General features: G+C 72.6%; 14 protein-coding genes. 6 read left to right on the top strand and 8 right to left on the bottom strand.

All coding sequences use genetic code 11. From position 1 onward, the window contains the following. The first annotated feature begins 269 nt into the window (after positions 1-269). Positions 270-6,215 (top strand): AAA domain-containing protein, encoded by a 5,946-nt coding sequence (locus tag ACH4N1_RS27495; RefSeq protein WP_398101069.1) that lies wholly within the window; start codon positions 270-272, stop codon positions 6,213-6,215. A 99-nt stretch (positions 6,216-6,314) separates the two neighbouring features. On the opposite strand, the gene ACH4N1_RS27500 is transcribed toward ACH4N1_RS27495, so the two are convergent. After that, positions 6,315-8,486, bottom strand: a complete 2,172-nt coding sequence (locus ACH4N1_RS27500) for a UvrD-helicase domain-containing protein (RefSeq protein ID WP_398101071.1) — start codon at positions 8,484-8,486, stop codon at positions 6,315-6,317. Positions 8,487-8,664: 178 nt separating this feature from the next. Between ACH4N1_RS27500 and drmA the strand changes: the two genes are divergently transcribed. The 3 genes from drmA to drmC are packed head-to-tail and all read left to right on the top strand — an operon-like array spanning position 8,665 to position 15,148. Further along, positions 8,665-12,495, top strand: coding sequence for a DISARM system helicase DrmA (gene drmA / locus ACH4N1_RS27505; protein WP_398101072.1), 3,831 nt, complete (start codon positions 8,665-8,667; stop codon positions 12,493-12,495). Then, on the top strand, positions 12,492-14,387 hold the full coding sequence (gene drmB, locus ACH4N1_RS27510; protein ID WP_398101074.1) for a DrmB family protein: 1,896 nt from the start codon (positions 12,492-12,494) through the stop codon (positions 14,385-14,387). Before drmA ends, drmB begins: the two co-directional genes overlap by 4 nt. Further along, the gene (gene drmC, locus ACH4N1_RS27515) at positions 14,384-15,148 is read left to right on the top strand and encodes a DISARM system phospholipase D-like protein DrmC (protein ID WP_398101076.1); all 765 of its coding nucleotides are present in this window, start codon (positions 14,384-14,386) and stop codon (positions 15,146-15,148) included. The genes drmB and drmC overlap by 4 nt, the downstream gene beginning before the upstream one ends. Before the next feature lie 55 nt (positions 15,149-15,203). On the opposite strand, the gene ACH4N1_RS27520 is transcribed toward drmC, so the two are convergent. The 4 genes from ACH4N1_RS27520 to ACH4N1_RS27535 form a co-directional block, all read right to left on the bottom strand. Next, positions 15,204-15,485: a hypothetical protein gene (locus tag ACH4N1_RS27520; RefSeq protein WP_398101078.1), complete on the bottom strand. Its 282-nt coding sequence runs from the start codon at positions 15,483-15,485 to the stop codon at positions 15,204-15,206. 265 nt (positions 15,486-15,750) lie between these two features. Beyond that, positions 15,751-15,951 carry a hypothetical protein gene (locus ACH4N1_RS27525; protein ID WP_398101079.1) on the bottom strand — a complete coding sequence of 67 codons (201 nt, stop codon included), beginning with the start codon at positions 15,949-15,951 and terminating at the stop codon, positions 15,751-15,753. Further along, on the bottom strand, positions 15,948-16,625 hold the full coding sequence (locus ACH4N1_RS27530) for a response regulator (RefSeq protein WP_398101081.1): 678 nt from the start codon (positions 16,623-16,625) through the stop codon (positions 15,948-15,950). The genes ACH4N1_RS27525 and ACH4N1_RS27530 overlap by 4 nt, the downstream gene beginning before the upstream one ends. Then, positions 16,612-17,898 (bottom strand): sensor histidine kinase, encoded by a 1,287-nt coding sequence (locus tag ACH4N1_RS27535; RefSeq protein ID WP_398101083.1) that lies wholly within the window; start codon positions 17,896-17,898, stop codon positions 16,612-16,614. The genes ACH4N1_RS27530 and ACH4N1_RS27535 overlap by 14 nt, the downstream gene beginning before the upstream one ends. A 287-nt stretch (positions 17,899-18,185) precedes the next feature. Between ACH4N1_RS27535 and ACH4N1_RS27540 the strand changes: the two genes are divergently transcribed. Further along, on the top strand, positions 18,186-18,965 hold the full coding sequence (locus tag ACH4N1_RS27540; protein WP_398101085.1) for an ABC transporter ATP-binding protein: 780 nt from the start codon (positions 18,186-18,188) through the stop codon (positions 18,963-18,965). Then, a complete protein-coding gene (locus tag ACH4N1_RS27545; protein ID WP_398101087.1) occupies positions 18,965-21,538 on the top strand; it encodes an FtsX-like permease family protein in 2,574 nt (857 codons plus the stop codon). Before ACH4N1_RS27540 ends, ACH4N1_RS27545 begins: the two co-directional genes overlap by 1 nt. A gap of 180 nt (positions 21,539-21,718) precedes the next feature. Here the strand turns inward: ACH4N1_RS27545 and ACH4N1_RS27550 are convergent, their stop codons facing one another. The 3 genes from ACH4N1_RS27550 to ACH4N1_RS27560 form a co-directional block, all read right to left on the bottom strand. Continuing rightward, positions 21,719-22,825 carry an ABC transporter substrate-binding protein gene (locus ACH4N1_RS27550; RefSeq protein WP_398101089.1) on the bottom strand — a complete coding sequence of 369 codons (1,107 nt, stop codon included), beginning with the start codon at positions 22,823-22,825 and terminating at the stop codon, positions 21,719-21,721. 478 nt (positions 22,826-23,303) lie between these two features. Beyond that, complete coding sequence (locus ACH4N1_RS27555; RefSeq protein ID WP_398101091.1) at positions 23,304-23,762, bottom strand: RrF2 family transcriptional regulator; 459 nt, start codon at positions 23,760-23,762, stop codon at positions 23,304-23,306. Between the two features lie 89 nt (positions 23,763-23,851). Next, on the bottom strand, positions 23,852-24,751 hold the full coding sequence (locus ACH4N1_RS27560) for a TauD/TfdA dioxygenase family protein (RefSeq protein ID WP_398101093.1): 900 nt from the start codon (positions 24,749-24,751) through the stop codon (positions 23,852-23,854). Positions 24,752-24,765 lie beyond the last annotated feature (14 nt).

Consider the following 24,765-nt stretch of genomic DNA (forward strand, 5'->3'; position numbering starts at 1 on the left):
CGAATAATCTTTCTTGTTTTCCTGCTCTGGATGGGATTGCATGGGGTGTGCCCGGTGCGCTCGGGGGTCGACCCGGGGTCCGGTGGCGGTGCGTGGCGACATGGTTCCGCTGCGTCCCGGCTCCGGATCGTGCTGATACCCTCGCGCGTGTGCTCAGTTCACACTTGGGTCGACGCGTCGGGGGGCGCGTCATGCGCGTGCTCCGGTGGGTCGGGCGGGATGACGTCAAGTGGCCACCCAAGTGGCCCTGAACAGCAGTGGGGTGGCGCGTGAGCCAGAGTGAGAGCGAGCTCGGCGACGGTGTGCAGCCGGTCGGTACCGACTACCGGTACGGCGACGGACTGCACGTCCGCGTCGACGACGTCGTGCCGTACGAGCTGGTCGATCCGGAGGACTCGGACGGGTACCGGCGGGGCGACGACCTCGTCCGGTGCACGCTCTACCTGAGCAACGGGACGGCCCGGCCCCTCGACGTCGACGGCATCACCCTGCTGGTGCGCGGCGGGCCGTACGGCAAGACGGGGCGTCAGGTGCACGACTATCGGGGCGAGCTGCTCGACGACGAGCTCACGGGCACCCTGCGCAAGGGCCGCCGGGCCTCCGTGACCTGGGCCTACAGCATCCCCGCCGGCACCGCCGACGAGCTGGACGTCGAGGTGAGGTTCCCCCACTCGCACGACCGCGAGAGCATCACCTTCACCACGGCGCGGGCCGCCGTGCCCGTACCGGCCGCGGCCCGTGCGACGGCCGTGCGCACGGCGCAGGCGCTCCTCCCGGACCAGGAGGCGCTGTTCGGCGAGCAGCAGCCGTCCCTGTTCGCCGGCACGGAGCCGGAGCCGGTGGACGAGCGCGACGGCCTCCTCGACGCGGGGACCACTCCGGTCTCCGACCGGCCCGTGCTCGACGCGGTACCGGCACAGCCCACCGCCCCCGAGCGGCCGAGCGCCCCCGCCGCCGCGCGGCCGACGGAACCCCAGGCCGCCATCGTGTCCCCGCGGCACCAGGAACTCTCCCCCGACGAGCTCGACGCTACCCGCGTCCGCCAGATCTTCCGGTTCCTCGCCGAGGCCGAGGAGTCGAAGACACGCCCCGTCCGCACGCTCGACGGCGCCGCCGGCACCGTCTGGTTCGAGGAACTGCCGGACGCCCTCGAGGTCGCCGTGATGCTCGACGGAGCCCTCGGCACCGACGAACCGGCCTGGCTGACCCTCGAACGCCCCGAACGCGAGGACGCCCCGCACCCCGCGCCCCTCCTCGCGCCCTGGATCGACGAGACCCGCGTCCGCGACTTCAAGCAGACCCGCGCCCCGCACCTGCGCCGCCGGATCGAGCCGGAATTCCCGGACTGGTCCCAGGGCATCCCCCTCGACAAGACGTACCACGAGCTCGACGACCACCCGAAGCGGGAGAAGATCGAGAAGCTGTACGCCGCCTGGGAGCAGGAGTGGCTCGCCTGGGCCGAGCGGCGACGCGCCATCGACCCCGTCGTCAGGCTGTACGACCGGTTGCACAAGATGCACGAGGACGCCGCCAACCTCGGTGAGGCCTACGAACTCGTCCTCGGGCTCGGCCGGCTCACCTGGCAGACGGCCGGCGGCCAGCGCGTCGAACGCCACCTGGTCACACATCGGGCCGGCATCCGGCTCGACCCGGCCACCGGCACCCTCACCGCCGCCCCCGACCCGACCGGTCCGGGCCTGGAACTGGAAGAGGGCATGCTGGAGGGGGCCCAGCACGTCCCCGGGCCCGTGCGCGAGCAGATCGTCGGCGTCCTGGAGGAGGGCTCCGACGTCACCGACCCCGCACACCTCGACGCCGTGCACACCGCCCTGCGCAGCTGGGTCAACGCGGCACACAGCGCGGGAAGCTACGCGCCGACCGTGGAGCGTGCCCGGCCGCGGACGCTCGACGTGCCCCAGGTGGGACTCACCCCCGCGCTCGTCCTGCGCGAACGCAACCGCCGGTCGACGATGGACGCCCTCAAGGCCATCGCGCGTCAGATCGACGCCGGCACGCCCCCCACCGAGCTGCTCGGTTACATCGCGGGCCGCGACGGGGCGCTGACCGCCGCCGACCTTGCGGCGGCCGAGGGCGACGGTGCCGACGCCGGCACCGGCGAGATGTACTTCGCGCTGCCCGCCAACGAGGAGCAGCGCACCATCGCCGAACGCCTGCGCGCCAACCGGCTCGTCGTGGTGCAGGGCCCGCCCGGCACCGGCAAGACGCACACCATCGCGAACCTCGTCACGGACCTGCTCGCCCAGGGCAAACGGGTCCTCATCACCAGTCACACGCCGCGCGCCCTGCGCGTCCTGCGGGACAAGCTGCCCGAGAGCATCCGCGACCTGTGCGTGAGCCGCACCGAGGACGGCGCCGCCGCCCAGCGCGAACTCGAGGTGTCCGTGCAGAGGATCCTCGGCGAGTACGCCGGTTACGACCCCAAGGCGTCCCAGAGCGAGATCCGCACGCTCCAGGCGCGGCTCGCCGCGGCCCGGTCGGCCCAGCAGGCCATGCTGCGCGACCTCGCCGTACTGCGCGAGCAGGAGACCCACCGCTTCGAGGCGGAGATCGGCGACTACACCGGCAGCCTCCAGGAGATAGCCGAGCGCCTCACCGCCGAGACGGAGCGGTACGACTGGCTCGGCCCGGTGCCCCAGGAGCAGCCCTCCCTGACCTCCGACGACGCGCTGCGGTTGCTGCACACCACGCGCGCGTTCACGCCGCACCACCGCGCCCTCGCGGCCGAGGTGCCCGGTCCCTCCGAGCTGCCCGGCCCCGGCGACTTCGAGGAGGCCGTGCAGGTGGTGCGCTCCGCCGAGGAGGCGCACGAGGCGGTACGGCAGGATCCGCTGAGCCTGCGGTACGACGCGGCCGTGCGTGGTCTGAGCGAGACCGAGCAGCAGCGGCTGACGACGGCCCTCGACGCGTTCTCCGGCGCCAGGGCGCGTGCCGCGTCCCTCGCGGCCGCCGCCGGCGAGTGGGCCGTGGCACTCCTGGGGGAGGTGACGGCCGGCCAGGACTGGCAGACGCGCAGCCGGCACGCCGCCGTCACCGACGCCCTCACGGCGCTCGACGCCTCGCTCACCACGCTGGGCACCGCGATGGTCAGCGGCCTGGAGCAGTACGACCCGGCCACCGCCCTCGGCCAGGCCACCACCCTGTACGACGGTCTCGCCCAGGGACAGAAGCTGCGCGGTCCGCTCGGCACCCGCTCCAGGCTCGCCAAGGCCGTCGGCGGATTCGTGCAGGCCGTGCGGGTCGACGGACGGTCCCCCGAGGACGCCGCCACCGCGGCCGTCGTCGTGGCCCGCGTCCAGCTCGAACTGTGCCTGGCCCAGGTGGAGGCCGAGTGGGGCGCTCCGGCCGGAGCGTGGCAGGGCCACGGTCCGCGCCTGGCCCGGCTGCGGCAGGACGCCGACGTCCTGGAGGCCCTGCTCGCCGTCGTCGCCGCCCGCACCGACGTGCTGACCGCCGCCGCCACCTCGCCCGAACTCGCCGTCGCCACCTGGCACGACGCACCGGTCGAGAACGCCGTACGCGCCCTGCTGCGCGCCGCGACCACGCTGCGGGCCGCCGAGCGGTCGCGCAAGGCGATCGCGGACACCGAGGAACTGCTGCGCGCGTGGAGCGAACGGCCCGGTGTGGCCCCCGCGGTCGTCCGCGCGCTCGACGCCGTGCGTGCCCGGGACCCGCAGGGCTACCGGGAGTTCAGCGACGAGATCGCCGAGGTGCGTGAGGCCGCCCGGCTGCGGGCCGAGGAGCACGCCGCGCTCACCCGCGTGCGCGAGGCCTTTCCCTCGCTCGCCGAGCGCGTCACCGGCTCCGCGGAGGACAGCGCGTGGGACGTCCGGCTGCCGCTGCTCGCCGCCGCCTGGGCCTGGTCCGCGTGGCGCGAGCGGATGGAACGACTGACCGACCCGGAGGCCGAGCGCGCCCTGCGCCGCCGCCTGACGGAGGCCGACGACGAGGCCCGGATCATGCTCGCCCGGCTCGCCGCCGCCCGCGCCTGGCACCGCTGCCTCGGGCTGCTGACCGGCGACCAGTCCCGCGCCCTCAGTGCCTACCAGCAGGCTGCCCGCCGCATCAAGGGCAAGTACCAGCACCGCTACCGGCGCGACGCCCAGGCCGCCCTGCGCAAGGCGCAGACGGCGGTGCCGGCCTGGATCATGCCGCTGCACCAGGTGGCCGAGACCGTCCCCATGGACCGGCCCGGCATGTTCGACGTCGTCATCGTCGACGAGGCCAGCCAGTCGGGCCTGGAGGCCATGCTGCTGAGCTGGCTCGCCGACCGGATGGTGGTCGTCGGTGACAGCAAGCAGGTCAGCCCGTCCAACGTCGGCCTCAAGCAGGACGAGTACTTCCACCTGCGGGACCGGCTGCTGACCGCGCTCGAACCGGACGTGCGCAGCCTCTTCGGTCCCGACTCCAGCTTCTTCGACCTCACCGAGGCGCTGTCCGCGGGCCGCGGCACGCTCATGCTCAAGGAGCACTTCCGGTGCATGCCGGAGATCATCTCCTTCTCCAACGACCTCTGTTACAACGGCCGGCTCCAGCCGCTGCGGCAGTACGGCGCCGACCGGCTGCCCCCGGTCCGCACCGTGTACGTCGACGGCGGGGAGGCCACCGGCGGCAACGACCGGCTGGTCAACACCGCGGAGGCCGAGGCCCTCGTCGACGCGGTCGCGCGCTGCTGTGCCGACCCCGCGTACGAGGGGAAGACCATGGGCGTCGTCAGCCTCCGCGGCGCCAAGGGCCACCTGACGGAACTGGAGAACCTGCTCGCCGAACGCCTCGACTACGAACAGCGCGAGGAGCGGCGCATCCGGGTCGGCGACGCCGAGGACTTCCAGGGCGACGAACGCCACGTCCTGTTCGTCTCCTGCGTCAACTCGGCCACCACCGCGGCCGGGACCGTACCGGGCGGCTTCAACGGCAAGACGTACGAGCAGCGGCTCAACGTGGCCGCGTCCCGCGCCCAGGACCAGGTGTGGGTGTTCCACAGCGCCCGGCCGGAGCAGTTCCACGAGAACGACCTGCGCCGACGGTGGCTCGACCACCTCACCCGGCCCGCGGAGGAGGACATCACCGCGGTGGAGGGCGAGGTGCGGCCCGACGTGCGCCACGAGTCGTTCGACAGCCTGTTCCAGCAGAAGGTGTACCTGGAGCTGACGGCCCGCGGCTACCGGGTGCGGCCCGGCTACCGGGTCGGCCGCCACACCATCGACCTGGTCGTCGAGGGCGGCACCCGCAGACTGGCGGTCGCCTGCGACGGCGACGCCTTCGCCGAGGGCGAGGACGCCTCCACCGCCGCCGCCCGCCAGCGGGACCTGGAGCGCGTCGACTGGACCTTCGTGCGGATCCGCGGCAGCCGCTTCCACCTCGACCGCGAGCAGGCCCTCGCCCCGCTCTGGGCGGAACTGGAGCGGCTCGGCATCGATCCGCTCCCCGAACGGCCGGAGGTCCCCGAGACGCTCGCCGATGCCGCTCCCGGGGCGACGGCGTCCCCGGTGCCGCCGGCCGACGGCCGGGACGAGGACGACGGGGTGGAGGAGGAACGGGCGGACGAGCGCCCCCAGGACCCGGGCCCGGCGCCCGACCTCGCGCCGGAGACGGCACCGCCCTCCGCCGTCGGGTCCGAGGATCCGCGCCTGTCCTGGCCGGCCCTCCGGGAGGAGCCGGCCGAGGAACCGGCCGCGCAGCCGACCGAGGAACCGGCCGCGCAGCCGGCACCCCGTTCGGCGTCCCCCGTCGCGCGGAACGTCCTCCCCGTCCGGGAGATCCCCGCCGCCGCGTTCCAGCGGCTGGTGCGCGAGATGCAGGGACTGCAGGCCGCCATCGACGCTCCCGACGAGACACCCGTGGACGCGGACCCGGCCAACCTCGTCTTCCTCAGGAGGACGAGGGCCGACCAGCGGGAGCGCCGTACGAAGCGGCTCGGCTTCCTGCGCACCTTCCTCGACGCCGTGCACGTCGGCCAGGAAGGAATACCGGCAACGGTGTTCCCCGGAGCGCTGCTGGTCCTCGAGTTCGACGGAAAGGTCGACGACACGACCCTGTACACCGTCGCCGAGCTGCCCACCGAGGACGCGGAGGTCATCTCCCCGTCGTCCCCGCTGGGACAGGCGTTGATGTGGCAGCCGAGGGGCCGGGAGATCCCGTACGACGCCTCCCGGGGCCGAACCCACACGGCCGTCGTCCGGGAGATCCGGGTCTGACGATGTCCGGTGGACCGGAGCGGGGGCGCAGGCTCCCGCAGTGACGGCCTCGGTGCCCCGTACCCCGTCCCGGGTACGGGGCACCGAAGCCTGCCCGCGTCAGCCGACGACCGGATCCAGCATCCGGCTGCGCTCACCGCTCCACGAGACCGCCAGCGCGTCGCGGGCCCGCGTGCAGGCGACGAACAGCAGGCAGTGCTCGGCCAGCAGATCCGACTGGTGCTGGACGGGATCGACGTCGTCCGGTGTCACCTGCGGGGCGAACGGCAGCACACCGGAGTTCACGCCCACCACGGCCACGCACCGGAACTCCAGTCCCTTCATCGCGTGCATGGTGGCCACGCGGACGCCCGACACGTCCGCTCCGGGGTTGTCCTTGACCGCCACCGCCGGGATGCGCTCGCGGCGCAGGCGCGTGATGATCGCGTCCACCATCGTGTTGAACCGGGCGCACACCGCCACCTCGGACGGCTTCACCCCGTCCTGCTCGATCCAGGTCCGCACCTGTTCGACCAGTGCCCGCAGTTCCTCGTCCTGACTGCCGTACCCGCGCGCCGCCGGGACGCGGCCGTGCAACTGGGACCGGTAACCGTGCAGCGAGTCCCGCCCGCCGTCCTCGTCGTCGTCCTCGCCGAGCCGGCCCACCGGCCGGCCGTCGAGCAGGGACGCGGACCAGCGCAGGATCTCCTCCGTGCTGCGGTAGTTGAGCCGCAGTCGGGAGGCGCGTCCGCGGACGTCGATGCCCAGCGAGCGCAGCGACACGCGGGAGTCGTAGACGCGCTGATGAGGGTCGCCGACCAGGAAGATGTCGTCGGCCCGGACGGCGGCGCAGGCGCGCAGTACGCGCCACTGGGCGGGATGCAGGTCCTGCGCCTCGTCCACGACGACGTGGCGGTAGCGCGGAGAGCCCTCGGCGAGGATGCGGGCCGCCTGGTCGCACAGCTGGGTGTACGTCGCCGCGTCGCGCGAGGCGAGGTCCGCCGTGAACCGTTCCATCACCCGCCACAACCGGGCGCGTTGCACCCGGCCGACCTGGGTGCCGCGGCCACGCCGCACACAGCGCAGGTACTCCTCGGGCGTGCGCAGTCCCTGCGCCAGGACGACGTTGCGGAACTCCTGGGACAGGAACTTTTCCGTCCAGGGCAGTTCCTCGCGTGCGACGGCACGGGTCCAGGCGCTCTTCTCCGCGGCGGCCGAGAGGGGCTTCGGGGCACTGCCCCTCGCCTCCCTGATGACCCGTGCGGCGAGGGAGTCCACCGTCGTGACGTCGACGCGCTCCAACAGGTGGGCGTCCGCGTCGCCGAGCAGAAGGGCGAGGCTGTCCCGCAGGGCTGCCGCCATGGCGTTGGTGAAGGTGGTCAGGAGGATCCGGTCCCCCTCGCGGCCGGTGCGCAGCAGGTGCCGTACGCGGTGCAGGGCGACCACCGTCTTGCCGGTGCCCGGACCGCCGGTGACCTGTGCGGGACCGTTGAAACCGGGGTGGTAGGCGTGGCGGCGCTGGGCGGGGTGGAGGAAGATCCGCCAGCGGGTGAAGTCCTCGGTGAGGATGCGCTCCAGTTCGCCGGGGCCCGTCACCTCCACGATGCGGTCGGGCGTGTTGAGGATCGCCTCGGTGAGGGTGACCGCGGGCCGGTCCTTGGCCGTGCGCACGGTCTGGCCCCGCGGGGCGATCAACTGCTCCCAGACGTCCTCGGGGGACTCGCCCTGCGCCAGGAACCACAGCACCTCGTACTGGTCGGCGGGCATCATGGGCGGTGCCATGACCGTCAGGTCGTCGGCCGTGACGCAGACGCGGGCCAGTCTCAACACCTGGTCGTCGACGCCGAGGTCGCGCAGCACGGTGTCGGAGTGGCCCGCGAAGAGACGGGCGGGCGCGGTGTCCGCCTTCGTCTCGAAATAGGTCTCCATCTGCTCCAGGGCCTCGACGTTGCGCACCTCCAGACCACCGGTCGCGCCGTTGACGGAATAGGCGCGCTTGCAGGCCCAGTTGATCGCCTCGTCGTGCGGCGCGACCCGCAGCAGGGTGAAGAGGTCGCTGCCGTCGTCGGGGGCCAGGAGCACGCCCCGGTGGAACTTGGTGATGCGGATGGTGCGGATCCGGGGATCGCGGGCCCGCTCGAGCTTCTCCAGATGGATGCCCTTGCTCGCGTGGAGCTGGGGGACGGTCATGCTCCGGAACATCAGGATCGCGTCGTTGACCTCCTTCTGGACCGGTCGCTGCAGCGAGATGAGGTCCGCGACGAAGTCGTCGGAAAGAGCGAGTCGGGGCATCGGGGTCCTCGGTGACGGGTGGGCGGAGATCGGGATTAGCCTAGAGACTCCGGCCGGCCGGAGCGACGGAGCGTCGGATATTCATTGTGTGAACTGAGTCAACGATCTATTCTTCGTCTGCTGCCCCACGTACGATCCCGCCCGTGCTCCATCGGATCCGTTCGGAAGGACCCACCGCATGCCGGCCCAGCCCGCCCAGGCCGCTGTTCCGCACCCGCTCGACGAAGTGCCCCAGACGTTCCGCGCCGGGGACTCCTACGAGGTCCGGGACGGACTCGTGACCTATGTCCGCCGCGATCTGCTGGGTCCGTGGGACGGCGGGACCGAGACCCTGCCGAGTGCCTCCTCCGGACCGCGGGACCGGTATCTCGTGGGCATGCTCGGGCCGCGGCCCCGGTCCGTCACCGCCGACCGGATCGCCCTCGCGGCCGCCCAGAGCGCGGACGGCGAGTCGGGCGACGAACAGGAGGGCGACGACACCGAGCTGCAGGACCGGCTGACCCCGCAGGCCGCCGGCCACATCTGGGCCTCCTCCATGGGACTGTCGTTCATGGTTCCCGCCTCCGTCGGCACGCTCAGCGTCACCGCCCGCTGGGGCCGCTACACGCAGTCGGAGGAGGCGACCGACCGGGGCACGACCCGCAGGGTCTGGTCGCGCGAGCCGGTCGAGCACCCGGTGGACATCGACGTCACGGGTGCCACGGACCACACCGTCGAACTGGAGGGGGGAGGGGTCGTCCTCGACGTGCAGGTGCGCCGGCACACCGGCCGGGCCGGAGCCGAGGATCTCCGGGTCGTCGAACTGGCCCTGGTGAACCGGCAGGAGGACAGCCGCGAGGCCCGCGACGCCCGCTGGCTCTTCCAGACGGAGCTCGTGGTCACCGCCTTTCCGGACGACCAGGCCGCGGTCTTCCACCCGGTCGACGACCCGCTCGACCCCGCCCACGGCGGCTACGGCACCGAGGACGCCGAGGAGCGCAGGCTCCGGCTTCTCTACCGGGACAGTCTCAGCCACGCCAAGGGCCGCAACATCGCCGTGCACGCCCACGTGCGGGACGGCGAACGCAACGCCCACCGCCTCACGACCACCTGGCTGCCCGAGTACGACGTCCGGGCCACCACCGCGCCGACCGTGCGGGAGCAGGACCTGCTCCGCGGGCTCGAACTCGGCATGGACGAACTCGCGGCCCTCGCGGTGCCCGCCCGACGGTCCGAACTGAGCGCCGCCCTCGCCCCGCTCGCCGACGGCTACGGCACCTGGCTCGCACAACAGCGCGCCGAGGCCCGTTCGCTCCCGGACGACCTGCGGGCATCGGCCGACGTCGCCATCGACCAGGCACTGGACATCTGCGACCGCATCACCCTCGGCATCGACCGGCTCGTTGCCGACGACACCGCCCTGGAGGCCTTCCGGTTCGCCAACCGGGCCATGGCCCTCCAGCGCCGCAACACCGCGATCGCCGCCGCCCGCGCCGGACGCGAGGACGACCGGGCCTCCTACCGCGAGGCCTACGACGAGATCCACGCCAAGGGCAAGGCGGGCGCCAGCTGGCGCCCCTTCCAGCTCGCCTTCGTCCTGCTCAACCTCGACTCCCTCAGCCGGCCCGGACACCCCCACCGCGGCACCGGCCGGGAAGCCCTCGTCGACCTGCTCTTCTTCCCCACCGGCGGCGGCAAGACCGAGGCCTACCTGGGCCTCGCCGCCTACACGTTCGCGCTGCGGCGCCTGCAGGGCACCATCGGCTCGGGCACGGAGGCACGAAGCGGTGAGGCGGGCGTCGGCGTCCTCATGCGCTACACCCTCCGCCTTCTGACCGCCCAGCAGTTCCAGCGCGCCGCCGCCCTGGTCACTGCCTGCGAAGTCCTGCGCCGCGAGGAGTTCGCCCGAGACGTCCGCTGGGGTGCCACCCCCTTCCGCATCGGGCTGTGGGTGGGAACATCCGTCTCGCCCAACTGGTTCGACGAGGCCAAGGAGCAGATCGCCGAGGCCCGGGAGAACGCGAGCGACAAGCACGCCCGCGTCCTCCAGGTCCTCACCTGTCCGTGGTGCGGAACCGGACTGACGGCCCGCTCCCACATGGAGTACGACGAAGGACGGCGTCGCGTCCTTGTCTACTGCCCGCGCGGGGAGGGCGAGGACCGCTGCCCCTTCTCCCGGCGCGAGTCGCCCGGTGAGGGCATCCCGGTGCTCACGGTCGACGAGGAGATCTACCGGCTCGCACCGTCCCTGCTGATCGCCACCGTGGACAAGTTCGCCCAGCTCCCCTGGAACGGTTACGCCGGCCTGCTGTTCGGCAGGGTCACCGAGCTGTGCCCGCGCCACGGCTACCGCCACGACGACCTCGACGCCAAGACCGGGTGCGGCAGCCGCCACAACGCCAGGGGAGACCTGCCCGGCGTCACCGCGCAGCCGGTGACGCGCCTGCGTCCCCCGGACCTGGTCATCCAGGACGAGCTGCACCTGATCTCCGGAGCCCTCGGCACCACCGTCGGTCTCTTCGAATCCGCCGTGGACCAGTTGTGCACCTGGAGCGTCACCGACGCCGAGGGGCGACGCCACGAGACCGGACCCAAGATCGTCGCCTCCACGGCGACGACCAAACGGGCCGCCGACCAGGTCCTGGGCGTCTTCGGACGCAAGGTGGCCGTCTTCCCGCCCCAGGTCCTCGACGTCGGGGACACCTTCTTCTCCCGGCAGGTCGAACTGAGCCGCGCCGATCCGGGCCGGCGCTACCTCGGAGTGTGCGCCCACGGCACCCGCCTCAAGGCCGCCGAGATCCGGGTCGCGGAGATCCTGCTCCTGGCCGGGCAGCAGCTCTTCGACGACTACGGCAAGCCGGCCGACCCGTACATGACGCTGGTCGGCTACTTCAACGCCACGCGTGAACTCGCCGGCATGCGGCGGTACATGGACGACGACATCACGACCAGGGTCCGCTCCAACGGCAGCCGCCGGGGCCGGGACACCCTGGCCGACCGCATCGTGAGCCGGACCGGCATGCTCAACCTCCAGGAACTGACCTCGCGCATCTCCTCCTCCGACATCGGCGCCGCCCTCAAACGCCTGGAGACCGGGTTCGACCCCGAGCGGGACACCTCCGAGCGGCGACGCGCCTTCCTGCGGGAGTACGCGGTCGCCGCGAAGGAGAAACGCGAACCCCGTGCCGCGATGACGCCGATGGCCAGGCAGGCAGTGGACGTCGTCCTCGCCACCTCCATGCTCCAAGTGGGCGTCGACGTCTCCCGGTTCGGCCTGATGCTGGTCGTCGGTCAGCCCAAGAACACCGCCGAGTACATCCAGGCGTCCTCACGCGTCGGCCGTGACGCCTCGCGCCCCGGCCTCGTGGTGACCCTCTACAACTGGTCGCGCCCCCGGGACCTCGCCCACTACGAGGACTTCGAGCACTACCACGCCACGTTCTACCGCCAGGTCGAGGCCCTCTCCGTCACCCCGTTCACCCGCCGCGCCCTCGACCGGGGCGTCGCCGCCACCTACGTGGCGGCGCTGCGCCAGGCGGCCTACGACACCTCGCGCAACCTGGACGCCCACCAGGTGGACCTCGACGGTCCGCTGGCCCGCGACGTCGAGCGCCGACTGCTGGAGCGCGCGGAACGGGTGGGGGGCGACCTCCCCCGTCAGTACCTGAGCGAACGGCTGGACCGGCTCAAGGACGAGTGGCGCCGCAAACGGGACGAGAACAGCGCGGCCCTCGGCTACCGCAAGGAGAAGCACAAGACCACCGTCGTGAACGGACTGCTCCGGCGGGCGGACGGATCCCGCTGGACCGAACTGACCGTCGGCATGTCGATGCGCGAGACGGAGAACGAGATCAACCTGCTCCTGCCCGGCGGCGGAGCCTTCCTCGAAGACCCCTCGGGCGGCGGCCCGGACTGGAGCTTCGGGACGGCCGGCGCCGACGACGGCGCCGACCGCGACCTGGCGGCCACCGTGGACAGCGACGAGTACGGACCCACCACCGCGGACACCCCCAGGAAGGCACAGCGATGACCACGTGGAGCAACCGCAGGGTCGGAGCCGTCCGCCCCAGCCACCTCATGTTCACCGCCGGCGTCGGCTCCCTCGTCGACCTGCCGAACTTCTCCGTCCTCGTCAGGGGAACCGACGCCTGGAGCTACTCCGGCATCACCGACTACGACATCGACGAACCCCGGCTGCGCGCCGCCGTCAACCGCTCGCTCCAGCGCCACGGGCGCGGACAGATCGAGCAGTTGCGCGCCGCCCCCTGGCTCGAAGGGGCGGACGCGGATCCCAGGGGCTGGGCGGCGCAGGGAGTCGGCGTGCCCGTCGCGCCGTTCCCGCAGTGGCTGCGCTGCACCGCCTGCAACGTCCTCGCCGCCGTCGACTCCGACGAGTTCACCTTCGTCAACGCCAACCCGCGCGCGCCCCACGAGGCCAAGTTCGTCCACGACTGCAAGCGGGGCAAGCCCCCGCTCGCCGTGGCCGCCCGCTTCACCCTCGTGTGCACGGCAGGCCATCTGGACGAGTTTCCCTACACCCCGTACGTCCACCACGGGCAGGCCTGCGGCAGGATGCCGCGCCCCAAGCTGCGCATGAAGGACCACGGCGGCAACCAGGCGGCCAACGTCACCATCGAGTGCGTCGCCTGTGGTGCCAAGCGCAACATCCGCGAGGCCATGGGCGAACGCGGACGCCGTCACCTGCCCCGGTGCCGTGGTCGCCACCCGCACCTGGGCACCTACGCGCCGGACGGCTGTGACCAGAGTTCGGTGCTGATGGTCGCGGGCGCCTCCAACCAGTGGTTCCCGCTCACCCTCAGCGCGCTCGCGCTGCCCAAGGGCCAGGGCGGGGACGTCGACAAGCTGCTCGACGACCACTGGCCGGAACTCGAGAAGGTCCAGGACCGGAGCCAGCTCACCTTCATGGCGACCCTGCCGCAGTTCGGGTTCCTCCAGGAATTCGACGCGGACGCCGTCTTCGCGGCCGTCGTGGCCCGCAAGCAGGGCAGTGCCGGTCCGGCACCTTCCGCTCCCGACGTCCAGGCCGACCTCTTCCGCCCCGAATGGGACGCCCTGTCGGGGCCCGTCCCGCTGCCCAGTGACGACTTCGCCCTCAGAGCGGTGTCCGTTCCCGCTCCGCTGGACGAGCTCTTCTCGGACGTCCGCCAGGTCGAGCGACTGCGCGAGGCGCGGGCCCTCATCGGCTTCACCCGGCTGGACGCCCCCGATCCCGAGTCCCCGGAGATCGCCACCCGCGTGGACCTGTCGCGGGGCACACAGAACTGGGTGCCGGCCAGCGAGGTCCGCGGAGAGGGGATCTTCCTGCGCGTGCGCGACGACCTCATGGCGGAGTGGGTGGCGCGCATGGAGAAGTCGCCGCAGATGGAGGCGCACCGGGAGGCCTACGGCCGTTTCCGCACCAACCGGAAGTCGGACCGCAAGACGAGCGACTTCGACCCCTTCCACGGCTGGCCCGGTGCCCGCTACATCGCCCTGCACACCCTCTCCCACCTGCTGATCCGCACCATCGCCCTGGAGTGCGGCTACAGCTCGGCCTCTCTGGCCGAACGGATCTACGCCGGTGACGGACAGAACCCGCGGACGGGCATCTTGATCTACACCGCCGTTCCGGACTCCGAGGGCACGCTCGGCGGCCTGGTCTCCCTCGCCGAGGAGCGTCATTTCGGCCGGATCGTCCGCAGGGCCCTGGCCGACGCCGGGCACTGCTCGGCCGATCCACTGTGCTCGGAGCGTCTTCCCCACGACCCGGGCGACTACCTCCACGGGGCGGCCTGCCACGTCTGTCTCTTCGTCTCCGAGACCACCTGTGAGCGTGCCAACCGGTTCCTCGACCGTCGCTTCCTCGTGCCGCTGTCCGGGGACGAGGACCAGATACTGACGCCCGCGGGTCTGCTGCCGTGAGCCGGCGTGACTTCGAGGCCGCGGCGGCCGCCGCCGTCGCGGTCCTCGGCCTCTCCCGGGGGAAGGACCTCGCCGGGCTGCTGTCGCGGCGAGGCAGCAAGGAACGTGCCCGCACCGAACTGACCGGCCCGGGAACCGGCGAAGCGGTCGCCGAGCTGTACGAGGCCATGGAGAGGGAATCGGTCCCGCCCACCGAGGCCGCGGCTTATGTGCGGGGTTACGTCGCGGCCATGCTGCGGGCCCGGGACCGGGTGCGGGTCCGCACCGTGTGGACCGGCCCGTCGACTCCCGCCGTGCCGGTGCGGGCGACCGCCCAAGTGCTCATCGACGTCATCGACGAGGCCACTGCCGAACTGCTGGCCATGACCTACGCGGCCCGCCCGTACCCGGCTCTGTCGCGGGCTCTCGAGGCAGCCGCAGAACGCGGCGTGAAGATCCACGTGGTGGTCGAGACGCTGGCCGGTGCGAGAGGGCTCCTCAAGGGCCGTGAGCCGGCCGAGGCGTTCACCTCCGTTCCCGGCCTGAACCTGTGGCACTGGGCGCGGGACCGGGCCGACGAAGCGCGTTCGCGTCAGCACGCCAAACTCGCGGTGGCCGATCGGCGGACGCTCTTCCTGGGCAGCGCCAACCTGACCGAGTCCGCGGCTCACCGCAACATCGAGGCGGGCGTTCTGGTGAGCGGTGGTGAAGCGCCGAGACGAGCGGCGGAACACATCGTCGAACTGCAGCGGCTGGGGATCTTGAGGCCGCTCCGACTCTGAAGCCGACCCGGCCGCCGCTGCCCGCGCGAAGCAGACCGGTGCGGCCCCGCCCGTGTCAGCGGCTCATCCGGTCGACGGCCTGCTTGGCCTCCAGGAGGCCGGCACCGGTGACCTCCCGGTACTTCCGGATCGCGGCGACGTCGTTCCCGGCACGTGCCAGCGCCACCACTTCGGCCAGTGCGGCATCGCCGGCCTCCAGGCCCCAGTGGTCCAACAGCACGTCGAGTTTGCGTTCCAGGCCCCGGATCCGCTTGTCGAGCCGACTGGCCCTGCTCTCCACCGTCACGATCGTGGTGACGCCGGTCATGACGATGACGAGGAGAACGAGAACATCCACTGGTGCTGTCCGATCGATCGATTTCCCCGGGGAACTCTCCTTCCCCGGGCAGGAGTTCAGCGGTACCGGTCCAGAATGCCGTGTCGGTGGAGCCGGGTCTGCGGCAGGGCTTCCCGAACGCGTCCGCCCGGCCGCAGAACGGCGGGCCGGGTCAGGGTGGACGTCCGGTCGGCCGTCCGGGAGGCGGCGAAGTGCCGTCGGAGCGCGGCCGGGCCGCTGCCGTACAGGGGCGTACAGGTCCGTGACGCGCCGTCGCACGGCGGAGTCAGCCGCGTCCGGCGTCGTCGAGGGCGGACGGGCGCTCCGGCACGAGGGTGTCCCCGCCGGTGAAGCCGAGCTGCCGCAGGGCCCCGACGATCGTCGGCCCGGGCACCTGCCCCCACCCCTGCCGCTGCGTCGCCCGTGCCGGCAGGGGCGTACGGCGCCGGACGCACTGCCGGCCCTCCCCGCCCGGCCCCTGGTTCACGCCCTCCCCGTCGTGCCCGGGGTCACGAGGCCGCAGTCGTAGGCGAGGATCACCGCCTGGATCCGGTCGCGCAGGCCGTACTTGGCCAGGATGTGGGCCACGTGGGTCTTGACGGTCGTGTCCCCGATGCCCAGGGCCTGGGCGATCTCCGCGTTCGACAGGCCCCGGCTCAGGGCACGCAGCACGTCGAGCTCCCGGGAGGTCAGGGCGTCCAGGCGGGCCGGCACCGCCGACTCGGCTTCCGGGGACATCGCGGCGAACCGCGTCAGCAGCCGTCGGGTGACCCGGGGGGCGAGCACGGCGTCGCCCGCCGCCACCGTACGGATGGCGCTCACCAGCGAGTCCGCCGGGCCGTCCTTGACGAGGAAACCGCTCGCGCCCGCCCGCAGCGCGTCCACGACGTGCGCGTCGAGGTCGAACGTGGTCAGGACGATGACCCGGCTGGGCGACCCCGACTCCGACAGCAGCCGGGTGGCCTCCACACCGTCCATGTGCGGCATCCGGATGTCCATGAGCACGATGTCGGGGGACAGCCGACGGGCCTCCTCGACGGCGCCGTGGCCGTCGGACGCCTCCCCGAGGACGGTGATGTCGGGCTCCGCCTCGAGGATGAGCCGGAACCCCGTCCGGATCATGGGCTGGTCGTCGACCAGCAGGACGCTAATGGGCTGCATACCGTGGGCTTCCCTCGTGCTGTGCGGTGGTCTCGTCCGGCTCGGGCAGGGGCAGCGTGGCGTGCACGCAGTAGCCGCCTCCCGGCCGCGCGCCCGTGTACAGGGTGCCGCCGACCGCGGAGACGCGCTCACGCATCCCCAGCAGGCCGTGACCGGTGCCGGTCGGCGCCGTCGGCGGCCGGTGCGGACGGGCGTCGTCGCGGGGGCCGTCGTCGCAGACCCGCACGACGAGCCGGCCGCCGTCCCCGTCCCAGTCGAGGCTCACACCGGTGCGGGTGGGACCGGCGTGCTTGAGGGTGTTGGTCAGTGCCTCCTGGACCACCCGGTACACCGTGAGGTGCGCGCCCGCCGGCAGGACGACCGGGGTCCCGGCGGTGCGGTGGTCGACGTCCAGGCCGGTGGCGCGGACCGAGTCGATCAGCTCGGGAAGGGCGTCGACGGTCGGCTGGGGCGGTTGGCGCGTGGGGTCGTCGTCGGCGTCCTCGTCGGTGCGCAGCACACTCAGCAGCCGGCGCAGCTCGGTGACGGTGTCCCGCCCCGTCTGCTCGATCGTCGCGTGCAGTTCGTGGGCCTTCTCGGGGGAGCGGTTCTGGACCCGGTCGGCCGCGATGGTCTGGACGACCATCAGGCTGACGTTGTGCGCCACGATGTCGTGCATCTCCCTGGCGATGCGGGCCCGTTCCGCCATCACGGCCGCGCGGGCGTTGGCCGTCTGCTCCCGTTCCAGGGCGGCGGCGCGTTCCACCGCCTCGTTGCGCATCGCCGTCCGGGCCCGCATCAGGAGCCCCAGGGCCCACGCCGCCAGCAGGAGCAGGGCGTCCGTCAGGAAGGTGGCGATGCGGTTCCCGGCGGAGGCGAGCAGCGCCTCGACGAACGCGTGCACCGGAATGAGCAGGGCCGTCGGCGTCGTGATCCGCGGCTCGCACCGTACGGAGGTGAGGAAGACGGCCACGGCCACGCCGAGGTAGGCCGGGCCGATCGAGGTGCCTTCCGGGCCGGAGAGGTCGGGAATGTACGACAGCCCCTGAAGGGTGCTGGTGGCGGCCGCCACGATCAGCGGACTCGCCCACAAGAAGCGGTGGTGCAGGGCGATGGGCAGGGTCGAGAGCAGGACGAGCGCGAACCACCGGGCGTCCGGGCCGCGCAGCTCCGGTCCGCCCGGGGGAATCACACCGGGCAGGGCCAGACAGCCCGCGGCCACCACCGCCGCCAGACTCGTGTCGGTCAGGGCGGCAGGTACGCGGAGCCCCGCGAACGAGTCCATCAGTTTCATGACCCCACCAGTTTCATGACCCCACCGTAGACGGGCCTTCGCGGGCCGCGGCTCTGCCTGGAGGCGGACATGCCCCGGCAGACCTCCTCCCCGCCACCTCCTCCGCGAGGAGGAGACCCGCGCGCGACGGTGCCGTCGCCCCGCCGCGTCCGCTCGTCCGGACGCAGGACCCCTCCGCCCGCCTCGCCCGCGCGAAGGAGCGCGGACTTCGCCGCGGGGGAGGAGGCCACGGGCCCACACCTCGGCTGAAGTGGAGTTCTCACACCCCACCGACCTGCGAGGACTCCATGGCCAGGCTGCACAGCCGCGACGAACCGGCCGCCGCCCCGGTCACCACCACGAGCGCCGTACGACTGACGAAGGTCACCAAGTACTACGGGAGCGCGGCCTCCGGCGTGGCGGCTCTGGACCAGGTCAGCGTCGGCATCACGCCCGGGACCTTCACGTCCGTCATGGGGCCCTCCGGCTCCGGCAAGAGCACGTTCCTGCACTGCGCCGCCGGTCTCGACCGGCCCACGTCCGGCACGGTGCACCTGGGCGGGCAGGACCTGGCCCGGCTCGACGAGACACGGCTGACGGAACTGCGCCGGACCCGCGTCGGATTCGTCTTCCAGGCGTTCAACCTGCTGCCCTCCCTCACCGCGGCCGAGAACATCACCCTCCCCCTCCGGCTGGCGGGCACGCGCGCGGACGACGGCTGGGTGCGTGACGTCACCGGGAGAACGGGGCTGTCCGGGCTGCTCGAGCGCAGGCCCGCGGAACTGTCCGGAGGGCAGCAGCAGCGCGTGGCCGTCGCACGGGCCCTGGTCACCCGGCCGGAGGTGCTGTTCGCGGACGAGCCGACCGGCGCCCTGGACCCCGACACCGCCCTGGAGATCCTGGCGCTCCTGCGGCAGACGGTCACCGACCTGCACCAGACGGTCGTCATGGTCACCCACGACCCCGTGGCGGCGGAGCACGGCGACCACGTGCTGTTCCTGCGGGAGGGACGCATCGTGCGGCATCTGGACCGGCCGACCGCGGAGCAGGTCAGGCACATCATGTCCGGACTGCGGGGGACCTCGTGATGCTGCGCCTGGGACTGTCGAGCCTGCGGGCGCGCCGGGGAGCGTTCGCCGCCACCTTCCTCGCCCTGTTCCTGGGCGCCACGGTGATCAGTGCCTGCGGCGTGCTCCTGGAGTCCGGACTCCGCTCCACCCTGCCGCCCGAACGGTACGCGAGGGCCGCGGTCGTCGTCTCCGGCGAGCAGGAGGTCGTGCTCGACGTGCGGTCCGCCGACGGATCGGCCCACGGGAGCGGGCAGCCGCTGTCCGAGCGAGCCCTGCTCCCGCGGTCGACGGCGGAACGGATAGCCGCCGTCGACGGGGTCGGGTCGGTCGTCGCGGACCGCGGGGCCACGGTCCGCGTACTCGCCGGCGGACACGCCGTCACGGGCCGCAACGGTCGCGTGCCCCAGGCGCACACCTGGGCCGGCCTCGCGCTGGGCGGCTTCCGCCTCACCGAGGGACGCGCGCCGCGAGGCAGCCGGGAGGTCGTGCTGGACACCGACCTCGCCGCCAGGGCCGGCGTCCGGTCCGGCGGCACCGTCAGGCTCATGACCTCCTCCACCCCGCGCACGTACGGCGTCGCCGGGCTGGTCGCGCTCGGCGACGGACGCACCCCCCGCCAGTCGGTGCTGTTCGTCACCGACGCCGCCATGGACCGCCTCGACGACAGCGCCTCCGACGGCGTCCGCGCCTTCGGGGTCCTGACCTCGCCGGGCGCTTCCCCGGAGCAGGTGGCCTCGGCCGTCGAGAAGGCCCTCGCCGCACAGCCTGCCGTCGTCGAGACCGGCGCGGGACGCGGCAGGGCGGAGTTCGACGACGTCGCCGTCGGCGCCGCCAACCTCGTCGAACTCGCCACCGCGATCGGCGGCAACGTACTGCTCGTGGCGGTCTTCGTCCTGTACGCCACCATCTCGCTGGCGATCCTGCACCGGCGCCGGGAACTGGCGCTCCTGCGGGCCGTCGGCACCACCCCGCGTCAGCTGCGCCGCATGCTCGTCGCCGAGACGGTCGCGGTCGCCCTGGCCGCGGGAGTCGCCGGGTGCCCGGCCGGCGCCGGAGCGGTCCACTGGCTCGGCGCCCGGTTCGCCGGGCACGGCATCGTGCCTCCCGACTTCCGGCCGACGCCGGGGCCGCTGCCGTTCCTCGCCGCGATCGCCGTGACCGTCCTGACCGCGCTGACCGCGGTGTTCTTCGCCTCGCGCCGCACCACCCGCATCCGTCCGACGGAAGCTCTCGGCGAGGCCGCGGCCGAGCCCACGCGCCTGGGGCGCGGACGCACCGTCACCGGCTGCGTGCTGCTGGCCCTGGCGGCCGCCGCCACCGGCCTCGGTCTCGGCACGCGCACCGACTTCCTCACCCTCGTCGGGCTGGCCAACTCCCTGGTCCTCGTGCTCGTGATCGCGGTGGCGGTACTCGGCCCGGCCCTCACCCGCACGGCGATCCGGATCCTGGCCCCCGCCCTGCGCGGGACCGGCGTCACCGGCTGGCTGGCCACGGCGAACGCGCGCAGTCAGGCCACCCGCACCGCGGGGGCCGTCACCCCTCTCGTGCTGGTCGTCGCCTTCGCGGCCACGGTGGTCTTCACCCAGACCACGCAGCTGAAGGAGTCCGCCGACCAGCTCCACGCCGGCACCGTCGCCGACCACGTCCTGACCGCGCCGTCCGGCGTTTCCCCCGAACTGGCCCGGCGGGCGGGCCGGTTGCCGGGCGTGCGCGCGGCCACGGGGATCGTGCGCTCCAAGGTGGTGGGAGTGGGCTCCCTGCTCGGGGAGGAGGAAGCGGTCTCCCTGAGCGCTCAGGGCGTCGAGCCGCGGGCCGCGGCCGCCACCATGGACCTGGGAGTGACGCGGGGCGACCTTGCGGAGCTGTCCTCCGGCACGGTGGCCGTCAGCACCACCACCGCCTCCTGGCTGGGCCTCGGCGTCGGAGACCGGGCGCGGCTGCATCTCGGGGACGGCACGGCCTTCACCGGCCGGGTGATCGCCGTCTACGAGCGGGGATTCGGCTTCGCGGACGTCACCTTCGACCACGACCTGCTGCTGGCGCACACCACCGACCGCCTCGACCGGTCCGTGCTGGTCCGGTCGGCGTCCGCGGGGCCGGACCCGGCCGGAGCGCTCTCGGCGCTCGCCGCCGACTATCCCGGCACCTCACTGGACGACGGACCGACGACCGACGCGCAGGTGGCCGAGCAGCGCGCGACGGCCTGGGTCAACTACCTCGTCGTCGCCGTGATCATCGCCTACACCGCGATCACGGTGGTCAACACCCAGGCCATGAACACCGCCACCAGGCGCCGTGAGTTCGCCCTGCTCCGGCTGAGCGGAACCACCCGCCGTCAGGTGATGGCCATGATGCGCCGCGAGAGCCTCACGGTGGCCGTGGTGGGAGTCCTGCTCGGAACCGCTCTGTCGGCCTTCCCCCTGGCGCTGGTCGCGACGGCCGTGAACGGAACGGTGTGGCCGTCCGTCTCCGTGCCCGGGTACCTGGCGATCGTCGGCCTGACCGCCGCGCTGACCGTGGCCGGCGCGATGGTGCCCGCACGCCTGCTGCTGAGGGCCCGTCCGGTGGAGGCCGTCGGGACGAAGGAGTGACGGCGTGGCCGGTGAGGCCGGCGTGGCCGGTGCCTGGGGCGCCGAACGGCTCCTCGGGCCCGGCGGCCCCGCAGATCGTGGCCGCCGGGGACGTCACCCTCCGGGAACTCCCCGGTCCTCTCGTCGTTGCCGGGTGCCCGGACCGGCTCGTCGTTGCCGGGCATCCGGGTCGGCTCGTCGTTACCGGGCACCCAGACCGGCGTCGTCGACCTCGCCCTTGCCCTCGGCCTTCAGGACCTTGTTGAGCAGTGTGAGGTCGTAGATGCCCTTCAGGTCGGGCTCGTCCAGCAGACCGGCCTTCACCGCGTGCTCCGCCTCCGTGTCGAGGGTCGAGGCCAGCGGGTCGTCGAGGAAGGTGACGGACTTCCAGGCCGGGTCGATGATCTCGGCGGGCAGCGCCTTTCCGGACAGCGCCGCCAGCGCCGTGTTGGCGGACGCCTTCGCCTTGTCCGGGTTGGCGTTGATCCACTCGTTGGTCTTCACCGAGCCGCGCAGTACGGCCTCGACGACGTCCGGGTGCTCCTTGAGGAACTTCTGCGACACGATGATGTTCGTGATCACGAACTTCTTGTCGGGCCACAGGTCGGACTCGTCCAGGAGCACCTTCGCGCCCTCGGCGACCAGCTTGGACGCGGTCGGTTCGGGCACCCAGGCGCCGTCGACGGAGCCGGACCTGTAGGCGTCGGGGGTGATCTTGTTGTCGGTGCGGACGACGGAGACGTCGCCCTTGCCGCTCTCCGCGTCGACCTTCCAGCCCTGCTCGGTGATCCAGTTGAGGAACGCGACGTCCTGGGTGTTGCCGAGCTGCGGGGTCGCGATCTTCTTGCCCTTGACGTCCTTCAGGGACTTGATCTTCTTCGGGTCGACGACGAGCTTCACGCCGCCGGAGGCGGAACCGCCGATGATGCGCAGGTTCTTGCCGTTCGACTTGGTGTAGCCGTTGATGGCGGGGGAGGGGCCGATCCAGCCGATGTCGATGGAGCCGGCGTTGAGCGCCTCGATCTCGGAGGGACCGGCGTTGAAGGTCGAGGCCTTGATCGTGGTGCCGCCGAGCTCCTTCTGGAGCAGCCCCTCCTGGACACCCACGAGGGCGGTGGCGTGCGTGAGGTTCGGGAAGTAGCCGATCTTCACCTCGTCGGCGGAGAGCTTCTCGGCGTCGGCCGCGACCGCGGTCTTCTTGCCGTCGTCGGTCGACTCGGATCCGTACCCGCAGGCGGTCAGCAGGACGGGGAGCGCCGTCATGACGGCGAGGACGCGCAGGGTCGTGAGCGGTCTTGCGGCAGACACGGAGGTGTCCTCTCAGGGGATGGGTGATCAGGGAGGTACGCGAACGTGGGGGGCGGGGCCCGCGGGTGTGCACCGGCGTGCCACTCGCCCCCTCGTCGGCAGGCATGCCGTCTCGGGGAGGAGCGGATCGCGGGGGGTGGAGGTCGCGCCCACGGCGTCGTCGTGCCACGCCCGGGACGTGGGTCAGGAGGGCGCGAGGGCGCTATCGGACGGGCCGACAGATGGCGCTGGACACACGGCCGAAGTCGATGTGGCGGCGCGAGGTCAGGCGAGGCGGCAACCGGACGCCGCGGTCGAGCGTTCCCATCGCCGCACCCCCGGTGTTCCCTAGTTTTCCTACCTGACTGCTAGGGATCGTGGCAGAAGAAGACGCCCGCCCCAAGAGGGTGTTCGCGATGCGGACCGGCCCGTCTCGAAAAATGAGATGGATGAACTGCCGGGAGGGGCACGGGAGCGGCCCGGGAGGGTCAGGGGAGGGTCAGGGGTTGACCCAGGCGTCCGGCGTCTCCGTCAGCGCGGACACATTCGCGGGGAGCCGGGCGGACGCGACGTCGGCGAGCGACACGCCGTCGAGGATCTCGCGCACGTTGGACCGCAGTGCGATCCACAGGGGGAGCAGCGACTCGGCGGGGCCGGTGTAGGACAGCTCCGGGGGGCGGACCCCGCGCACGGAGACCAGCGGCCCGTCCACGACGCGGATGACGTCGGCGATGCTGATGGACTCGGCGGGCTTGGCCAGGCGGTAGCCGCCGTTGCCGCCGCGTTGACTGAGCACGAGACCGCCCCGGCGCATGTCGTTCAGGATGCCCTCGAGGAATTTGTGCGGGATGTCCTGGGCGGAGGCGATGGCCTCGGCCTTCAGTGGCCCGTCGTCCCGTGACGCGGCGAGTTGCAGTGCGGCACGTACCGCGTAGTCCGCCCTGGCTGAGATCCGCATGCGCCCATTATCCCGTACGGCTGTGGCCGGTGTCCGCTGCGGGAGGGCCGCCGGGCGGGGGAGGCGTCCCCGCCCGGCGGCCGGCGGACTCAGGCCGCGGCGGAGGTGTAGTGGGAGGCGTCGTCGCCCTCGATGACGTGGCTGAGGGTGCCGTCGACACCGGCGGGGACGTCGCCGGCGACGGTCACCCGGTGCAGCAGGCGGGGCAGGTCGCCGTAGTCGTCGGGGGCGTGGTGCTGGGTGATGCGGTTGTCGAACAGGACCAGGTCACCGGGCGTCCAGGCCACGCGCACGATGTTCTCGGGGCGGGTGACGTACGACTGGAAGAGGCGCAGGAGGTCACGGGAGTCGGAGGGGCCGAGACCGATGATGCTCTGGGCGAAGCCGCCGATGAACAGGCCGCGCTCCCCGGTCTCGGGGTGGACGCGGACGACCGGGTGGGCGGTGCGGTACTTCCGGGAGACGAACCTCCTGCGGTGCTCGGCCGCCTTCTCGGTCCTGGGGGCGGCGTAGTCGTGGTCGTTGGTGTGCACCGCCCACAGCTTGTCGGCCAGCTCCCGCAGCGGTTCGGGCAGGTCGCGGTACGCGGCGGCAGCGTTGGCGATCAGGGTGTTGCCGCCGTAGGGCGGGACCACGATGCCGCGCAGCGTGGACGCCTTCGGGGGAGTCCGGACGAAGGTGACGTCCGTGTGCCAGTGGTTGGCCCGGACGCCCTCCTCGCCGTCGACGGGCAGGATCCGGGGCTGTCCCTCCACCGAGGGCACCGTGGGGTGCGCGGTGGTGAGCTCACCGAAGAGCGAGGCGAAGCGGAGCTGGCCGGCGTCGTCGAGCCGCTGGTCGCGGAAGACGAGCGCCTTGTGCTCCAGGAGCGCGGAGTTGATCTCGATGACGACGGCGGGGGCGAGGTCGGTGGAGAGATCCACGCCGAGGATCTCGGCGCCGATGCGGCCGCCGATCCTGCGGATGTCGAAGCCGGTGCTGGTGGTCATGCGGGCGGGTGTCC

Origin of the sequence: Streptomyces sp. NPDC017202 (assembly GCF_044331705.1) — a bacterium.
GTDB lineage: Bacteria > Actinomycetota > Actinomycetes > Streptomycetales > Streptomycetaceae > Streptomyces.